Consider the following 18,939-nt stretch of genomic DNA (forward strand, 5'->3'; position numbering starts at 1 on the left):
GGGCGAAAAGGGCCAGAACAATGGTGGCCCTGAGTGAAGGAAAGGGCATAGCAAGTTTTTGCAGAAGTATTGGGAATTGCGGGCAAAGGGGCAAAATAATTGCAGCCCGTGGTTCTGGCCATTTTGCAGGGCAAAGGCCAGTGTGAGTGGGCTTAGCGACGGCTGAGCGCAAAGAAGCCTCCCTGCTGACTTGATTTTTTGGTTACTTTTTTATCAAGAAAAAAGTAACTGGCCCCGCGCGGCCAAGAGCGCGCCGATGTAAGTTCAATACTAATAAAGCACATTATTTATCTATGGCTTCAGATGCTGCTACTTATTTAACTCAGCAAATTACCATGAATACCGTTTCGATAACATCATATATTTTTAAGACAAGATAGTACAGGATGCCAAATCATGATGAAAACTTTAGTATTGTTTTAATTATAAACTTAGCAGCTTTCACGTACAAATCCTTATCATCCCGACCTGTGGGTTGGGTGGTTGAAAACATTCTAATCTTCCTGATGCAAAATATCTATAAAAAAACCGCAGTCATATTGCTTATGTTTAATGCCCTTGGTTTAAGTACCAAAAGTTTTGCCCAAACCAAAGCCATTAAGCAAGATAAACTTTACAGCGGTTTTAAAACCACTCCCGATTCTGTTCAAACAAGCGTATACTGGTATTGGATCTCCGGAAATGTCTCTAAGGAGGGCGTTGTTAAAGATCTTGAATCGATGAAAAAGATAGGCATCAACAGGGCATTTATCGGTAATATTGGATTGGATGAAATTCCTTACGGAAAAGTAAAATTGTTTTCGGATGAATGGTGGGATATCATGCATACAGCGCTTAAAACTGCTACCCGGCTCAAGATAGATATCGGTATTTTCAATGGCCCCGGTTGGAGCCAGTCTGGTGGGCCCTGGGTTAAACCTGAGCAGTCTATGAGGTACCTTACTTCGTCAATTTTAGCAGTTAAGGGACCTATAAGTCTTAATAAAAAGTTGGATCAGCCTCAAAAGCAATTTCAGGATGTTAGGATTATCGCGTTTCCAGCACCTGCGGGTTACGGGGAACATATGGCAAGTTCATTTATCAGTTCTGTGCCTGTTGATCCACACGTTAATAACCTCATGGATGGTAACGAAAATACCGTATACACCATTCCAAACGATCCCAAACCAACGGTAACTATCGATGCCGCTTCGCCTTATACTGCGCGCAGTATTGTTTTTTACCCCGTGCACAAGGAACTGAGATTTGAGGGGGAGATCCAGGCCCGTGATGCTGCTGGTAATTATCAAACTGTTAAACACTTTGTGGTAGATAGGAGTAACACCAATTTAAACGTGGGCTTTAGTCCGTATTCGCCGGCAGCGATATCTATCCCCACAACAACGAGCCAAAGCTTCAGGGTTGTGTTCACAAATGGTTCGCAGGGGAGTGATATCGCTGAGCTTAAAATTTCGGCTTCACCCAATGTGGAGAACTATGCCGAAAAAACTTTAGCCAAAATGTTCCAGACGCCACTACCTTATTGGAAAGAATATCAGTGGCAACCACAGCCCGTAGTTGATGATCCGCAATATGTGATCAATCCGCAAAAGGTTATCGATATATCTAAATACATGCAGGCCGATGGCACCCTGAAGTGGGATGTACCTGCTGGTAATTGGATCATTATGCGTACCGGCATGACGCCTACACAAGTTACCAATGCCCCGGCACCACCCGAAGGCCGCGGACTTGAAATTGACAAAATGAGCAAACAACATATTGCCGAGCACTTTGACGCATTCCTGGGGCAAATCCTGAAACGCATTCCCGCGGCCGATCGCAAAAGCTTTAAGGTAACTGTAGAGGATAGTTACGAAACAGGCAGCCAAAACTGGACGGACGATATGCTCAAAAACTTTAAAGCGAAATATGGCTACGATGCTTTACCTTACCTGCCGGTACTAAATGGCAGTGTGGTAGGCAGCCAGGATCAAAGCGACAGGTTTTTATGGGATTTGCGGCGTTTTGTTGCCGATAAGGTTGCTTACGAATATGTTGGCGGGTTACGAGATGCAAGCCATAAGCATGGGCTTACTACATGGCTCGAAAATTATGGACACTGGGGCTTCCCGGGCGAGTTTTTGCAATACGGTGGACAGTCGGATGAAATAGGAGGCGAGTTTTGGAGCGAGGGTGATTTGGGGAATATCGAAAACAGGGCGGCTTCATCTTCAGCGCATATCTATGGTAAAACCAAGGTTTCTGCCGAATCATTTACCTGTGCAGGTGGTCCGTTTTCGCGTTATCCGGCTTTGATGAAACAACGTGGCGACCGTTTTTTTACTGAGGGTATTAATAATACTTTATTACATGTGTATGTAACCCAGCTCGCCGATAACAGGTTGCCGGGATCAAATGCATGGTTCGGTAATGAGTTTAACCGCAACAATACGTGGTTTTATGATATGGATATGTTCATTAGTTATATCAAACGCTGTAACTATATGCTGAGGCAGGGTAACTACGTTGCCGATGTAGCCTATTTTATAGGTGAAGACGCGCCAAAAATGACAGGCATACGTGACCCCGAACTGCCGCAAGGCTATTCATTTGATTATATTAATGCGGAAGTATTGAATGGGAGGGCAAAAGTAGTGAACGGTAAACTGGTACTGCCGGGTGGCATGAGCTACAGGCTGTTGGTATTACCTAAGCTGGCCACCATGAGGCCCGAATTGCTGAAGACTATAACCAGGCTGGTTAACGATGGCTTGGCGATATTGGGCCCTAAACCGGAGCGTTCACCAAGTTTACAAAATTACGGTACTGCCGATGAGGAGATCAAAAAAATGGCTTCGGCACTTTGGGGCAACATCGATAGTGTTTTGGTAAAAACGCATCAATATGGCAAAGGATTGGTGATTAACGGCATGGATATGCAGCAGGCGCTTGATTTGCTTAAAGTTGTACCGGATTGTAAGTTTAATACTGTTGATCAGGCGTTGTTTATCCATCGCAAACTAACTGATGGCGACATGTATTTTGTATCCAACCAAACTGCGCAAAATATCGATATTAATGCTGCCTTTAGGGCGAAAGGGAAAGCGCCCGAACTTTGGGACGCAACAACCGGCAACTGCCGTAACCTGCTCAATTATAAACAGGACGGCAGTATTACAACTGTGCCTTTGAAATTGGCTGCATATGAAAGCGCATTTATAATATTCAGGAAGCCGGCCAATTCAAATCCGGTTAAGGGCGAAAACTTTCCTGATCAGCAGGTTTTGGTTGACGTAAACACACCATGGCAGGTTACCTTTGATGCTAAAAGATGGGGGCCTACCAACCAGGTTACCTTTGATAAACTGGTAGATTGGACGTTGAGGCCGGAGGGGGATATTAAATACTATTCAGGTTCGGCAGTTTATCATAATACATTTAATATTGCCCGGATTGAAAAGAACAAACACCTGTTGCTTGATCTTGGACAGGTAAAGGCCATGGCCAAAGTAAAGGTAAATGGCATTGCTGTGGGCGGTGTATGGACGGCTCCTTATCAGCTCGATGTAACCGCTGCACTTAAACCCGGTAATAATACGGTAGATATTGAAGTAGTAAATACCTGGGTTAACCGTTTAATTGGCGATAGTAAATTGCAACCGAATGAACGCCACACCTGGACAACTGTAAACCCTTATAAACCCGAAAGTGCGCTTGAAGCTTCAGGGTTGACCGGGCCGGTGACTATTAAATCGGTTGTCTATTAAGAGAAAATAAAAAAGCCGCCGCTCGGCTCCAGCCGAGTGGCAACTATAAAGCGGCCTCTGGCCGCCGAAGCTATATTGTGCAGGCCAGAGGCCTGGGAATAACTGCCACTCGGCTGGAGCCGAGCGGCGGCGTTTTTTTATAATGTTTTTATATGAAGAAAACCCTCTCCATACTCATATTAACCCTTGTTGGTGCAATCTGCAAAGCCCAAAAGCTTCCCCCGGTTTTTGACGCCAAACGATCTGACGAAGCGCAATCAACCGAAACAGTAAGAAAGTACTTATCGCCTGTACGCATCCTGTGGAAATCACCTGATGCGGCAAGTAATATCACAAATGCCGAAAAGTTGCTGAAACAGGGTACCGGGCAGGCTGATCTTTCAGGTAATGATCTTTGTATCCTCCAAAGTAATGAAAAAGGTAAACCCGGTTTGTTACTTGATTTTGGCAAGGAACTGCACGGCGGTTTGCAATTGGTAACCGACCAGTCAAGAGGCGGCAAGCCCGTAAGGGTTCGCATTCGTTTTGGCGAGTCGACAAGCGAGGCTATGTCAAATATCGATACCATAAAGGGGGCTACGAATGACCATGCCATGCGCGATATGATAGTGTCACTACCCTGGCTGGGTAAGCTGGAAATTGGCAACACCGGTTTTCGTTTTGTGCGGATAGATTTAGTAGATGATAACAGTCAGCTTAAACTGAAAGAAGCGCGGGCTATTTTTATTTACCGCAATATCCCTTATCTGGGCTCATTTAAATGCAGTGATACCTTGCTTGACAAGATCTGGCTTACCGGCGCTTATACAGTACATCTTAATATGCAGGATTACCTCTGGGATGGCATCAAGCGCGACAGGTTAGTATGGGTTGGCGATATGCATCCCGAAACATCAACCATTGCCGCCGTGTTTGGAGATAATGCGGTGGTTCCTAAAAGCCTTGACCTTGCTCGTGATATTACACCCTTGCCGGATTATATGAACGGTATGGTATCGTATTCTATGTGGTGGATCCTGATTCAGCGCGATTGGTATATGCATACCGGCAACCTAAAATATCTGCAACAACAAAAAGCTTATCTTGTAAAGCTGCTAAACCAGTACGCGCTACAGGTTGATGAAAACGGAAGTGAAAAGCTTGACGGAGCAGGCAGATTTTTAGACTGGCCATCGAGCGAAAATAAACCTGCTATCCATGCCGGCTTGCAAGCGATGCTGGTAATGACACTCAATGCAGGTGCCGAGCTTTGTAAAATACTGAACGAACCCGTTACAGCACAAAAGTGCGAAGCCGCCGTTGCCAAACTTAAAACCAATGTGCCCGATGCCAATGGTTCCAAGCAGGCGGCAGCGTTATTGGGCTTGTCGGGTTTGTTGCCTGCTCAAAAGGCAAACGAGATCCTTTCGGCAGGAGGGGTACATAATTATTCTACCTTTTTTGGTTATTACATGCTGCTGGCCAAAGCTAAAGCAGGCGATTACCAGGGCGGTATTGAGGCTATCCGCAATTTTTGGGGACCAATGCTAAATCTCGGCGCTTCTACTTTTTGGGAGGATTTTAATATCGACTGGTTGCCCAACGCCTCTCGGATTGACGAACTGGTGCCCGAAGGTAAAAAAGATATCCACGGCGATTATGGTGCTTATTGTTACAAAGGTTTCAGGCATAGCCTTTCGCATGGCTGGGCGTCGGGGCCAACGCCCTGGTTAACCGAATACGTGTTGGGTGTAAAGGTGATAGTACCGGGTTGTAAAGTGATTAAGATCCAGCCCCATTTAGGCGATCTTAGCTTTGCGGAAGGAACTTACCCAACGCCTTATGGCATTGTAAAGATCAAACATGTTAAGCAGGCCAACGGAAAAGTGAAATCCACTATTAGTGCGCCCGCAGGGGTTAAGATAATTCGATAAAGAGTAATATATTGAGGCTAAAGCCTGGTATTGGCTTTCCCTGTTCGTCCGTTCCTTAAAAGGAACGGCAATGAAATAAGACAAATGTGATTTTTTTCATTGCCGTCTGGCTTTAGCCGACGGTTAAAAAACGGAATACATGTGGCTTTAGCCTAAATCTCACTATTTATTTCGCCTGTCAGTCAAAACATAAGAGTTTAAGAATTTGATGGCTGGCAAAAACGTAGTGTATTGCCGTCAATGTCGGTAATATAAAACTCGCGTGTTCCCCAGGTTTGGTCGGTTGGCCCCTGGTGAACGGGTGACTCTTTTTTTGCAGTGGTATCCAATCCTCGCGAAACATAATATTTAAACCTGCTGTCCACATCATCTATCCAAACATTTATTACAGAGCCAAACAAACGGTCACTTTCATATACGGTTAACTGTAACTCTCCAAATTCGCTTATGAGGTCAATAACGCCGTCATCAGCTGTAGCTTCAGGGTATTTGAGCCTGAAATCAAGTACATTGGTATAAAAACCAACAGCCTGCTGCAGGTTACGGCATTTAAAAAGTGGAATCATTTTCATGGCGAAGCATTTTCTTAAAGTTAGCCGTAAATTTTTATCAATCGAAATATCTAAAATAGTATAGTTGATATTATTGTACTTTTCACTGTTGCCGGATAAATTTGTTACCCTGCTATTGTTATTAAAATGCTACATTGGTATGGTTATAAACTGTATACCTATGTTAGTAAAAAAGGGTTTACTGATGTAGAGGAGGATAATATAAAATACCTGATAAACTGATATAAGCTGTAAAGCTGCCCATGAAAGAGATTATTGATATTGTTGCCGCTTATGATGAGGCTCATGCGCTGGGTAAAAAAACAGCACTGGCCACAGTTGTACTTGTAGAAGGCTCTGCCTATCGCCGGGCTGGTGCGCGTATGCTTATAACTGAGGATGGGCTGCTTACAGGTGCTATCAGTGGTGGATGTTTAGAGGGCGATGCCCTGCGGAAGGCCCGCCTGGTAATTATGCAGCAGCAGCCACTATTAGTAACCTATGATACAACCGACGACGATGACGCCAAACTGGGCGTAGGCCTGGGCTGCAATGGTATTATCCATATTCTTATTGAGCCAATAACCGGCGATTTCAACAATCCCATTAATTTATTAAAAGATATTATTGCTAACCGCTGTTATTCGGTGTTGGTTACGATGTTCTCTGTTAAAGACAGGAAAGCGCCGCAGCCTGGCACATGTTTGTGTTTAACGGGTGATAAACTAACCGTCACCTCGCCCGAAAATGCGCCGTACCGGTCGGCCCTGATTGCAAATGCAGAACAGGTTTTACGGCAGCAGCGATCTGAAATACAGGTTTATGAAGCCGGTGTAAATTATACCGCATTTATTGAGTATATAAAACCGGTAATTTCGTTGGTGATAGTAGGAGCAGGTAATGATGCTGTTCCTTTAACTCGTATAGCCTCAGTTTTAGGCTGGGATATTACAATAATTGATGGCCGGGCCAATTACGCAGCAAGTCAGCGTTTTCCACTGGCTAATCGTATAATCACTGCCAAACCCGCCGGGGTGCTACAGCATATCGAAATTAACGATCGTACAGCAGTGGTGTTAATGACACATAATTATAATTACGAAATAGCGCTGCTTAAGGAAATATTGCAGATCCAGTTACCTTATATCGGCATCCTTGGGCCCAAAAAGAAATTGGAGCGTATGCTGGCAGAGATTGAAGGTGCAGGTGTTGTCATCAGCGAAGAGCAATTGAGTAACATCTACGGTCCGGTAGGATTAGACATAGGTGCCGAAGGCGCCGAAGAGATTGCTTTATCTGTAGCATCCGAAATTAAGGCAGTATTATCTTCCCGCCAGGGGTATTCATTAAAATATAAACCAGCCCCAATTCATACTTCTCATATTAAATATTTGATTTAATAGCATTTTTTATTAGTTATTTAATCCAATGTTGCCGGAAAAAACTCCGGCTGTTTTTCTATGCCTATTTGAAGTAACTATTTTAATTGGGTATTTGTCATGCCCGGATCATTAATTTTCTAAAGCAGTAAAACCAACCAAACTATCAGAATTCCAGCTCTTTTTAAATGGTTATTACTTTGCAATTTTGTATTGCACAAATGAATAAAGGCAGCGAAAATAGGCCGTTGTTTAAGTGTGTAATTATTACACTAAGATGAGGCCGTTTTGTAAGGATATTGGTAAATTTATAACAGAAAAAACGAGGCAGACGAAGCCGGGATGTTTTTCAGATCGAGCCCTGATCCTGCATTACCTGCCTATAAAATGGTCATAAACATTTAAATATCATGACGAGTATAACACCCAACAGCGGCAAAAAAAAGATAGTAATAGTTGGCGGCGGTTTTGCCGGTCTTAATATTGCCCAGCAGCTATATAAAAATAAGTATTATGAAGTTACCCTGGTTGATAAAAATAACTTCAATTATTTTACGCCACTGCTTTATCAGGTGGCAACCAGTTTCCTTGAACCGTCAAGTATCAGTTATCCGTTCCGCAAGCTTTTCAGGAACAAGGGGCTGAATTTCCGTATGGCAGCCGTTGTTAAGGTTGATCCTGCTGCAAAGATCGTTTACCTGAGTGATGGTGAGCTGCCGTACGATTATCTTGTTTTTGCGGCCGGTGCAAGTACAAATTTTTACGGTATCGAAAGCATCAGGCAAAATGCAATCTCCCTTAAAGAAATTGACGATGCGCTCCGCATGCGTAACAGTCTTATTAAAACAATGGAAAAGGCAGCAGTTACCACCGACCCGGTCGAACGCCAAAAGCTTTTAACCATAGTGGTTGCCGGCGGCGGCCCAACTGGTGTCGAAGTAGCAGGCATGCTTGCCGAAATGAAAAATTACATCCTGAAAAAGGACTATCCCGAGCTGATGAAAGCAAGGGGTAAAATTTATATTGTTGACGGTGGCCCCAATTTGCTTGCACCTATGAGCAATAAAACCCACAAGGAAACCCGCCAGGCATTGATCGATTTAGGGGTTGAAGTTAAATTAAATGCCCATGTAAGCGACTTTAGCAATGGCGTAATAACCTTTGCCGATGGCGAGACACTTGAAGCCAAAACCCTCATTTGGGCTGCCGGAATTATTGCAAACACCTTTGAGGGTATTCCTGCAAGTAGCTTAGGTATAGGCCGCCGAATGATCACTGACGAATATAACCGGGTTAAAGATGTGGAAGATATATATGCCATAGGTGATATCAGCGTGCAAATAACCGATCCGGTGTATTCAAAGGGGCACCCGCAGTTGGCGCAGGTTGCCATACAAATGGGCCGTAATACTGCTAAAAACTTTATAGCCATGGCAAAAGGTAAAGCCATAAAGCCATTTAAATACTTTGATAGGGGCGATATGGCTATTGTTGGCAGGCATAATGCTGTTGTTGACCTGTTTAAACACAAGGTACACCTCAGTGGTATTGCAGCTTTATTTGTTTGGTTATTTATTCATCTTATATCATTGGTAAATTATAATAATAAGATTAAAACTTTGTATAACTGGGCCGTAGCATTTTTAACGAGGGATCAGGCGCTAAGGATGATATTCAGAGGCGGAGAAAACCGAATAGATTAATAGTTATTTATTTAATTATAATATTATTTTTAGTTATTAAATCCGGTTTGCTTATTACATTTGTTCCCGAAAAAGGGGCAGGGCCTTGTATAGGTTGCTGCCCCTTTTTATTGCGAAATAATGTGCGGGTTATTATAGTTTTTGTCTGCTACATAAAATAGCTTAACTTAAGTTTGCTGTTCATACACGGAACCTTGTCTTATATATAAATGAAAGTTAATTTTATTAACGGTTTAATTTTACGCTCGGCGGCTTTGTCATACAGGCAAAAGCTTAGTAAAAAAAACTTGCTTATATTATGGAATAACAGGTTGATAAAGGAAGGCATTTACATAGCAAGTAAATCGCTTTATAATGAACTTGATGCTCTTTTTGCTAATGAACAGCAAACACATGCTAAAGAGGCACAATTACTTTCAAGCTTTTATAAATATATGGCCCGCATGACAAACCGGGCTACCCCCTTTGGCTTGTTTGCAGGTTGTTCGCCGGTTTACTGGGGGAAGCATAGCGAAGTCAGGCTTACGACAAAATTCAGGAAGTATGCTGTGCCTGATGCTGTGGTGAGTTTTTCGCTTGCGAAGCAAATTGAAAATGCCAATCAATTATCGGCAGGATATAAGCTTAATAATACCCTTTATAAAGTTGGTGACGATTTACGTTTTATTACTTATCAAACCATTGATGACCAAAGGGTTTATCAGGTAAGCGCTATTGCCAGTAATGATGTACTTGATGATATAATTGCTGTTGCGGATGATAAGGTCTGGAATAAACACCAATTGATTGAAAAATTCCCGGATTTTGAGGCTGATGATTTTTTGGCTTTTATTAATGACCTTATAGAGGGGCAATTGTTGAAACCGGCATTTGAACCGGCAATTGGATTTGATTTTCCGGTTTTTTTGCAAAAAACTGATAATCCCGAATTAAGTAATACCATTAACGAATTAATCAATTTGCTTAATGAAGTTAATAATGATGACCGGGAGAACCTAAGCTGGCTTTTGTTTTATACAGCAATAGAAAAGATTACTGGTCATATTACCGGCAGGGAACTGAAAGACATGGTTCATGTAACCAGGTTTAACCAACTGGCCAACCGGGAGCTTAATCAATCCCTGCAATTAAAAATAACCAGGAGTATTGTATTGCTTAATAATATTTGTGTTCCGGTGCTCAATAAAAGAGTTGAGCAGTTTAAAAGCAGGTTCAGGAAAAGATATGAAGAGCAGAGTGTACCGCTGCTGGAGGCATTTGATACAGATACCGGGATCGAATACGGGCAATGGTTTGAACATGAAACACTTTTTACAGAAGGCCTGTATGGCGGCAGCGAAGCTGCTCCACCGCTGGTGGATTATACCGAGATTGACTTCAAAATGCTCAACCTGTTAAACCGCGCTAAAATTGAAAAACAGTACAAGGTTGTTTTACCCGATAATTTTGTCAAAGAACGCGGTGCTGAGAATTTGCCATTTTCCATGGCGGCAGTTTTTCAGCTTTTTGAAAATGATATATTATATCTTGAAAGGGTTACGGGCCCGGGCGCTTTAACTATGATTGCACGGTTTGCAGCCGGTGATGCCGAAATATATGATATAGGTTTAGATATAGCTGCAAAGGAAATAGCGAATAGCCCTGAAGCTATGTTTGCCGAAGTGGTTCACATGCCCGAAGAACGGATGTTAAATGTAATGATGCACCCAACTTTCTGGCCTCATGAACTGGCTTACATTGATGATGCCAAGGGGACCTCAGTTTTAAGGCTTAATGATATTTACATTAAGCTTGAGCAGGGTGTATTTAAATTGTTTTCAAAAAAACATCAGCGGGAAGTAGTGCCGCGGTTAAGCAGCGCATATAATTACAATCGTTCGCAACATCCCATTTATACCTTTTTATGTGACATCCAACACCAGATGGGCAATAGCGGCTTAAGCTTTAACTGGGGTGCGCTTGCGGCCGAGTTTGTGTTTTTTCCGCGTGTTGAAACAAGTTATGGCGTTATTCTGCACAGGGCAACCTGGAAGTTTACACCTGCTATCCTGGATGAGCTTTGCAAAGCCGAAAAAAGTAGTGATAAATTTGGCCATTTGTTTGGCCAGTTTAAGGATGACTGGTTGCTGCCCGATAAATTTTATATTATAAAAGGCGACAATGAACTACTGATAGACACTGGAAATGAAATTAGTATGCAGGTGCTTGTAAAGGAAATTGCAAGGCAGGCCCCGGTTTTGACCTTGTCTGAGTGCATTCACTTTCAGCATGAGACCGTTGTTAAAGACATGAATGGCGATCCATATATGCATCAGTTTGTTGCCCCTTTTCATTTCGACCGCCCCTTAAAACCTCAATATTTTCAATATATTGAAAACACGATCCAACGTAATTTTTTTCCTGGCAGCGAATGGTTGTTTATCAAGCTATACCTAAGTAGTAATATTGCTAATGAGGTACTGTTAAAGCTTGATGAACTGTTAAACTATTCGGGTACTGTAAAAATAAAGCAATGGTTTTTTATCAGGTATCATGACCCTGATAATCATATCAGGGTTAGGGTTAATTTATTTCAGGAGGTTGATTTTCAAGGGGTTTATATGGCTATTCGTGAGGTGCTGTCTCCATTTCTGATCAGTGGACAGGTGCATGTTGTACAGCTTGATACCTACGTACGCGAGCTGGAACGGTATGGGCAGCAAATTGAACAGGCCGAAGGTTTGTTTTGCATTGAAACTTCATTTTGCTGCAACGTATTCAGACTGCTTGAAAATAACCGTTATGATACGGAAGACTGGCTCCTCATTTTTTGGCTCATCAAAGACTATTTAAACCTGATGAGCACGGATATAAATGATCAGCTGCAATTTGTTGAAAGGCAGCAGGCCTACTTTTTTGCCGAATTTGAAGATAAGGCCGTTAAAATACAGATTGATCAGTTATACCGGAAATATCATGGAAGTTTAAATAACCTGCTGCTTGCATACGATGACCTGCTTCAGCAAAAAAGAATGCAGGTAGAATTGTTGCTACAGCGCTACAGTGTTAACTGGAATACGAAATTTTTGGGCAGTGTAATCCATATGGCGGTTAACCGCTATTTCAGTAACAGGCAGCGCCTGCATGAATGTATCCTGTACGGGCTGTTGCTTAAGTTCCTTAAATCAGAAAAGGCACGGAAAGGTAAAGTATAATTTACCTGAACATTTTATTGTTAAGCAAAGAAAAAAAGCCGTCACGGTAGGTAACCCCAATGGGTATTTTTTCTTTGATCTTGTCAAATATTACCATATTGCCATCAATAGCCTTAATGCGTTTTAACGCGATAATATATGATTTATGAGTTCGTGCAAAATCTTCCTGGGGCAAGGTTTCGGCGAGGGTTTTCATGCTTACCAATGAGATATGTCGCTCATTTTCGGTAAAAACCGAACAGTAGTTTTTAAGCCCTTCTATATAAATGATATCCTCAAAGTTGATACGTACAATTTTACCATGGTCGGTTTTTAGGTAAAATGAGTCGGGTTTTGGTTGCAGGTCAACTACCGGGGCCGGTTTATTTGATGCAAGCAGTAAAAGTTTATCAAGCGCTTTTTGTGAGGCTTGTAAAAATCTGTCGAATGCAAAGGGTTTAAGCAGGTAATCGAGTACATTATTTTCAAACCCAGCCAATGCAAATTCACTAAAGGCTGATGTTATAATAACCTCGATATTTTTAGGTAACATTTTGATCAGGTCGATGCCCGAAAGTTCGGGCATGTTTATATCAAGAAAAATCAGGTCAGTGGCCGATTCTTTTAAGTATAATAATGCCTCAATAGGGTTTGTAAATGTTTCGGTAAGGTTGATGAAAGGTACTTTTGATATAAAATCGCTTAAAATATCAATGGCATAAGGCTCATCCTCAACTATAATACAGTTAATTACTTTCATGGTACTTTAAAGGCATAGTGAGCTTGCACTCATAGCTGTTATGTGTTTCATCAATTAATAATTCATATCCTTTCTGTCCATACTCATCTGTTAATCTCTCCCTGATATAATTTAACCCTATTCCGTTTGATTGTACTTTATTAACGCTATTGTTGTTTTTATAATTGAGTGAGTAAAAATGCAGTTTCCCGTCGTCAACAGCAATACGCAAAGCGGCTTCTTTTGTGTTTTGATTAAAAATCCCATGCTTAAACATGTTTTCGATAAGGGTAATTAACACCAATGATACAATCTTATACGGAACAGTACCGCTTTCGATACTTATGTTCATAAAAAAAGCTTTGCTGCGGCTTTTATGGATCTTTATAAAATCTTTGATGTAGGCAAGCTCACTTTCCAGGCTGCTGTAGCCATCTTCGTTTTTCGTTAAGGCATACCGCATAATGTTTGAAAGGGTAATAATTGACTGTCCAACTTCGGGTAGTTTTTTATAGGTTTCGGCATATAAAAAGCCGAGCGTATTAAACACAAAATGCGGGTTTATTTGTGATTTAATAACGTTAAGCTCGGCCTGCAGAGCTTTCTTTTCTAATTTTTGCTGTTGCTCAAGTATATGAGCTTTCTCTATGTTATGTTGGGCTACTTCGCGTTCCCGTTGTATCAATTCCCTCGCAAAACCAAATGCAGCTCCCATTCCGCCAAAATATATTGTGCGCATGATAAGGCTGGATATTTTATCGGGGTCAGCCGAGACAAGAAATGACGTATGGTATATCAGTGCATCAACCTCAAGTTTAAATAATACTGTCACACCTATAATAGCCGTGGCCACTATAAATAAAACGGGTGCCAAAAGGAAAATATTAGTGATCTTTTTACTTATAGTCCTTAAGATTTTCCATGTATTGTAAAATATGATGGCGTTAATAATAAAAGCAAAAACGGTGCTTATATCAATTTTAGAAAAATATACAACTGCCTCTTCATACAATATGTAAATAAGCCATCCAAGTAGGTGTTGACAGAATACCCTTATCCTGAATTTTGGCCGCTTTACATTCATTGTCATAATTTTTTGTCCTGCTTTAGGTGGGTTTGGTCGTCCCCAACGGCGCATTGGTACTAATTTTTTCCTCTCCTGCAACCACTTAGCCACATTTATCTCAATAACTACAGATAAATGATCATTCACCCTCCTTTCAAAAGCTTAAAAGTATGAAAAATTATGGCAAGGCATCTTTACCAAAGATCCAAATTAAACAAGTTCAAATTTTAAACCGGGTACTTACGAATAACATCGCAAAAAATAGTGGCGCTGCAGATTTCTATATAACTATGGCAGCAACCACAACAGAAAAAACTTCAAGTTCAACAGGGTTCTAAGGGCAGACTTAGATCAATATTAGGTATGTCTGTTTTATAATAAAACCATCAAAAGGCATTTATAATGAAAACAGCAAAGCTTTCCGGGCAATATAAATTTTCGTCAGGCCTGATGCTAAGGTTTCCTGTATTTGATTGCGTAGCACCAATTACTAAGGAAACCATTAAGGCATTCACCCAGAATGAATTGTTTATGCAGGCGCTTTGGCTAACATCGAAGGATTTGTACGAGGCTGTTTTGCACATTGATAATATTAGCGATGTAAAGAAACGGGAGAAGCTTGAAATATCCCTTGCCAAATTTATTAACAGGAGCGCAACCGGCACTACTCCCTTAGGATTGTTTGCGGGTTGCGCTCCAGTTGCCTGGGGCGATGCTACCAAATTACAGCTTGGTGTTGATTACCAGCATGTAAGACTTAATGTGGCGGCAGCCGTTACTATGAATCGTTGGTTTTTAAATGATGCGGCCATACGTGCATTGCTGAACTACAGGGTAAATAAAACACTGTATAGTTTAAATGGGGCTTACCGCAAAATTGATTATCAAACTTTAAGCTATGGTAAATATAAGGCGTCATCGATAAAGGCTTCTGGTGATTTACAGGAGGTTATCACGTTTTGCCAAGGTAGCAGATCGTACAGTTCAATAAGTTCATTTATAACGGAAACGCTTGGAAAAACGGAGAAGGATGCTGCCGCCTTTTTGAACAAACTCATCGAAGACCGGATTTTGTGGAGCGAGCTTGAACCCTGTAATGAAGGTGAAGAATATCTTGATCAGGCCATCAGGATTTTTACCCGCTTAACATCCAAAAGTTGGAAAGCACAAGGTTATTTATCAAAACTGAATGTAATAAAGGAGGTGCTATCCGGCATCGATAGTGTGATTACAAAAAATAATAAAGTTGCTATGATTTTGAAAGATTTATCAGGTGAAGCCCCGCAGGGGACACTGTTGCAGGTTGATTATTTTAGGCAAGGGGCTTCGGCTACGCTTGATAAAGCTTATGCTGATAAGTTGCTTGATGCCATTGATATGCTTAACCGGATCACACCCAGGTATCAGAGTGAAAATTTAAAAACGTTTATAAAGCGCTTTAGCGACCGGTATCATGAACAGGAGGTTGCACTTACAGATGTGCTTGATCCTGAAAAAGGCATCGGCTACGCCGGAAAGCATTATACCCAATCTGCAGGTTTCATAGCAGATGAGAAGGATCCGCAGTACACCAGCGCTGTGAAATGGCTTATTGGCCAGATTGTTAATAACCCGGGACAGGAGACTATTCACATACAAAAATCGCAATTTGATAACGTAAAGGTTAATGATGATGAATTACCGCCAAGTTTTTCGGTGATGTTCCGTGTTTCGGGTCATGATGAACCTTTACTTTACCTTGAACATTGCGGGTGGCCTGCCGGTAATGTTATGCTTGGCCGATTGGCCGGTGCCGACAGAAATTTCGGCCAGGTACTGAATGAAATCGCCGAAACCGAAGCCCGTATTTATGAACCTGCAATAGTAGCCGAAATTGTACATTCTCCTGATGATTGTTTGGGGAACTTTACTTCTGCGCCATATCGCAATAATCAGTTACAAACACAAATAAGTGCAGGTAACCAGGAAGTTAATTTAACCGATTTACTGGTGTCTGTTAAAGAAAACAGCGTTGTGCTACGTTCGGCCAGTTTGGGCAAACGTATTATTCCCCGCTTAAATGCTGCGTATAATTATGGAATGACGGCGTTACCGGTATACCAGTTCCTTGCCGATTTACAGTGCCAGGATTCAAAATATCAGCTTGGTTTTAACCTTGATATATTACCCGAGCTTGGCGTAACCAAAACCCCGAGGGTAGTTTATGAAGGCGTAATATTAGCCTTGAAAACCTGGTACATGACCAATGCCGGTTTACAGCAGCTTTTGAAAGAAATAGCTGTTGACTATGATAAAGCATGGAGAAAGTTTATTAAATACTGGGATTTGCCCGATGCTTTTGTTTTTACAGATATCGACAGCGAGCTGGTTGTACACACCAGTAACAGGCTTGAGGTTGCTGCCTGGCTTTCATCGTGTAAAAAGAAGAATGAGATTGTTTTAAAAGAATATATTGGCGAACGCAATAACATTGTTCTTAAAAAGAAAGATGAAAAGTTACTTGGTAACCAGTTTGTTGCCGTTTTAAAACGTGGCGAAAAAACGGCTGGCAAATATGCAGGCATGGTACCGCTTAGTGCAAATGCTGCTAAACGCCAGTTTTTTCCAGGCGACGAATGGTTGTATGTAAAACTATACTGCGGCGTTAAAACTGCCGAACAGGTAATTGGAAATGAACTTATACAACTAAGCAAGAAGCTTTATCACGAAGACCTTATAGACCAATGGTTTTATGTTCGCTATGCCGACCCGGAACCTCACATCCGTTTCAGGGTGCACCTGGCTTCAGTTTTTGCGCTGGGCAGGGTAATACAGAGTATTAATAGCTGTTTTTCCGCCTTAATTAGGTCGAAACAGATTTGGAAAGTGCAATTTGATACTTACGAGCGCGAACTGGAACGTTACGGAGAAGCTTCGATTGAGCTCGTTGAGCAATTATTTTTTAACGATAGCCTCGCTATAGCCAGTCTCATATCAAGAACGGATATGACTGAAAACTTTGAAGAAGTAAGATGGCTTTGGGGCTTGCTATCAATTGACAGGCTATTGATTGATTTTGATTTTCATCTTGCCCAAAAAATTGAGCTTATGGAAATGCTTGCCGCGGTATCAAATACAGATATTAATGATAACAATCTGTTTTCAAAGCAACTGACATTTAAATACAGGCATTACCGCAATAAGATTGAAGGACTTTTTACAGCCGGAGCATTGATTGTGGGAGATGACTTGCTCATGTACCGGAGCTTAAATAATAAGCCAGTGACTTCGCTGCTTGCAGAGCTGATTTCATCGGGTACAGTGCAACATGATTTAAACCTGCTTGTGATCAGCCTTATTCAAATGAGTATGAACCGCTTGTTTAAAACCAGGCAGCGGGTTCACGAACTGGGTGTTTATGATTTTCTCTTGCTTTATTATAAGTCTGTATTACAAAATGAAGAAGCAGCTTATGAAACCAAGTATGCCGCGGGAGGTACAAATGAATAAATAAGAAGGGGCCATATCTGCAATAGCAGAAGCAGCAGCGGCCGTTACCTTAAAACAATACTTTAACCTTCCCTACACAAATCGCATTAAGCTTTCCGTTAATTCGGGAAGCTTTTTGGTTTTATAAAACTTTCTTTGTTTTCTTAATAAAAGTTTAACAGAAGTTGAGGCAGCTCAGCAACATTATAACTGTATTTTTGAGACTGCAATTGCCTGGGTTTTACAGGCTGTTTATACTATGGAAAGAAGATCTGCATTGAAAAATATAGGTGGCCTGTTGTTGGCACCTTCATTGGCTCTCGGCAAAACTAAGTCAACAGCAAAACCGTCATTGAGGATTGCACATATTACTGATGTGCACCTGAAGGATAAGTTTGATGCCCCCGCCAGGTTTACCAGGTGTTTGCATCACCTTCAGCAACAAACGCCAAAGGTTGATATGGTATTAAACGGCGGCGATATTGTTTTTGACATGAATAAGGAAAACATAGGCACCATTAACGATCAATGGAAGCTGGTGCAAAACATCATGAAAAACGAATGCAGCCTGCCTGTTCATTACTGCCTGGGCAACCACGATATCTGGTGGTATGAAGATGACAAAGGTCAGGCCATTTATGGGAAAAAATACGCCCTTGACAAACTGCAGCTGGTGAAGCCTTACTACAGTATGGTAAAAAACGGCTGGAAAATTATTGTGCTTGACAGTGTTCACTTAGATATTGATAATACCTGGTACATAGGCAAATTAGGCGATGAGCAGCTTAACTGGCTTAGCGAAGAGTTGAAAGCTACAGATGCTAATATGCCTGTAATGGTAATGTCGCACATCCCGATTTTAACAGCGTTGCTCATGATAGAGGATGATATTGTAAACAAGTGGACAATGCTTGGCGGCGATATGCATACTGATACTGCCAAGATCATCAATCTGTTTTATCAGCACCCTAACGTAAAGCTATGCGTAAGCGGACACCTGCATATGCGGGATAAGGTAGTTTATAACAATGTTACTTATTTGTGTAACGGCGCAGTTTCGGGGGCCTGGTGGGAGGGTAACCGCCGAGAAACAGCTCCCGGCTACGGTTTGATCGACCTGTATGCCGATGGTACTTTTGAAGAAAAATACGTGAATTATTAAACCATAAAAAGGGGCAGACTAAATTCAATAGCCTGC

11 protein-coding genes are annotated in these 18,939 nt (G+C 41.7%); 8 read left to right on the forward strand and 3 right to left on the reverse strand.

Annotation, left to right across the window (positions count from 1 at the left end; all coding sequences use genetic code 11):
* Positions 1-506: 506 nt before the first annotated feature.
* The gene (locus BMX50_RS22885) at positions 507-3,749 is read left to right on the forward strand and encodes a glycosyl hydrolase (protein ID WP_244281082.1); all 3,243 of its coding nucleotides are present in this window, start codon (positions 507-509) and stop codon (positions 3,747-3,749) included.
* A 152-nt stretch (positions 3,750-3,901) separates the two neighbouring features.
* The gene (locus BMX50_RS22890) at positions 3,902-5,662 is read left to right on the forward strand and encodes an alpha-L-rhamnosidase-related protein (RefSeq protein WP_091214563.1); all 1,761 of its coding nucleotides are present in this window, start codon (positions 3,902-3,904) and stop codon (positions 5,660-5,662) included.
* Between the two features lie 197 nt (positions 5,663-5,859).
* On the opposite strand, the gene BMX50_RS22895 is transcribed toward BMX50_RS22890, so the two are convergent.
* Positions 5,860-6,234, reverse strand: a complete 375-nt coding sequence (locus BMX50_RS22895; protein WP_091214567.1) for a VOC family protein — start codon at positions 6,232-6,234, stop codon at positions 5,860-5,862.
* A gap of 242 nt (positions 6,235-6,476) precedes the next feature.
* Between BMX50_RS22895 and BMX50_RS22900 the strand changes: the two genes are divergently transcribed.
* The 3 genes from BMX50_RS22900 to BMX50_RS22910 all read left to right on the forward strand — a co-directional run bounded on the left by BMX50_RS22900 (position 6,477) and on the right by BMX50_RS22910 (position 12,489).
* On the forward strand, positions 6,477-7,613 hold the full coding sequence (locus tag BMX50_RS22900) for an XdhC family protein (RefSeq protein WP_091214571.1): 1,137 nt from the start codon (positions 6,477-6,479) through the stop codon (positions 7,611-7,613).
* Between the two features lie 389 nt (positions 7,614-8,002).
* A complete protein-coding gene (locus BMX50_RS22905) occupies positions 8,003-9,295 on the forward strand; it encodes an NAD(P)/FAD-dependent oxidoreductase (protein WP_091214575.1) in 1,293 nt (430 codons plus the stop codon).
* Positions 9,296-9,504: 209 nt separating this feature from the next.
* Positions 9,505-12,489, forward strand: a complete 2,985-nt coding sequence (locus tag BMX50_RS22910) for a lantibiotic dehydratase (RefSeq protein ID WP_091214578.1) — start codon at positions 9,505-9,507, stop codon at positions 12,487-12,489.
* 1 nt (position 12,490) lies between these two features.
* Here BMX50_RS22910 and BMX50_RS22915 read toward each other — a convergent pair whose 3' ends face one another.
* A complete protein-coding gene (locus BMX50_RS22915; protein WP_091214582.1) occupies positions 12,491-13,228 on the reverse strand; it encodes a LytR/AlgR family response regulator transcription factor in 738 nt (245 codons plus the stop codon).
* On the reverse strand, positions 13,215-13,946 hold the full coding sequence (locus BMX50_RS34625) for a sensor histidine kinase (protein ID WP_167668077.1): 732 nt from the start codon (positions 13,944-13,946) through the stop codon (positions 13,215-13,217). The genes BMX50_RS22915 and BMX50_RS34625 overlap by 14 nt, the downstream gene beginning before the upstream one ends.
* Positions 13,947-14,443: 497 nt before the next feature.
* On the opposite strand from BMX50_RS34625, the gene BMX50_RS34630 reads away from it, so the two are divergent.
* The 3 genes from BMX50_RS34630 to BMX50_RS22930 all read left to right on the forward strand — a co-directional run bounded on the left by BMX50_RS34630 (position 14,444) and on the right by BMX50_RS22930 (position 18,903).
* Entirely contained in the window at positions 14,444-14,611 is a 168-nt protein-coding gene (locus BMX50_RS34630) for a hypothetical protein (protein WP_167668079.1), read from the forward strand.
* 64 nt (positions 14,612-14,675) lie between these two features.
* Positions 14,676-17,762 (forward strand): lantibiotic dehydratase, encoded by a 3,087-nt coding sequence (locus BMX50_RS22925; RefSeq protein WP_091214588.1) that lies wholly within the window; start codon positions 14,676-14,678, stop codon positions 17,760-17,762.
* Between the two features lie 238 nt (positions 17,763-18,000).
* Positions 18,001-18,903, forward strand: a complete 903-nt coding sequence (locus BMX50_RS22930; protein ID WP_091214591.1) for a metallophosphoesterase family protein — start codon at positions 18,001-18,003, stop codon at positions 18,901-18,903.
* The last annotated feature ends 36 nt before the right edge of the window (positions 18,904-18,939 follow it).

The organism is Mucilaginibacter gossypiicola (assembly GCF_900110105.1).
GTDB lineage: Bacteria > Bacteroidota > Bacteroidia > Sphingobacteriales > Sphingobacteriaceae > Mucilaginibacter > Mucilaginibacter gossypiicola.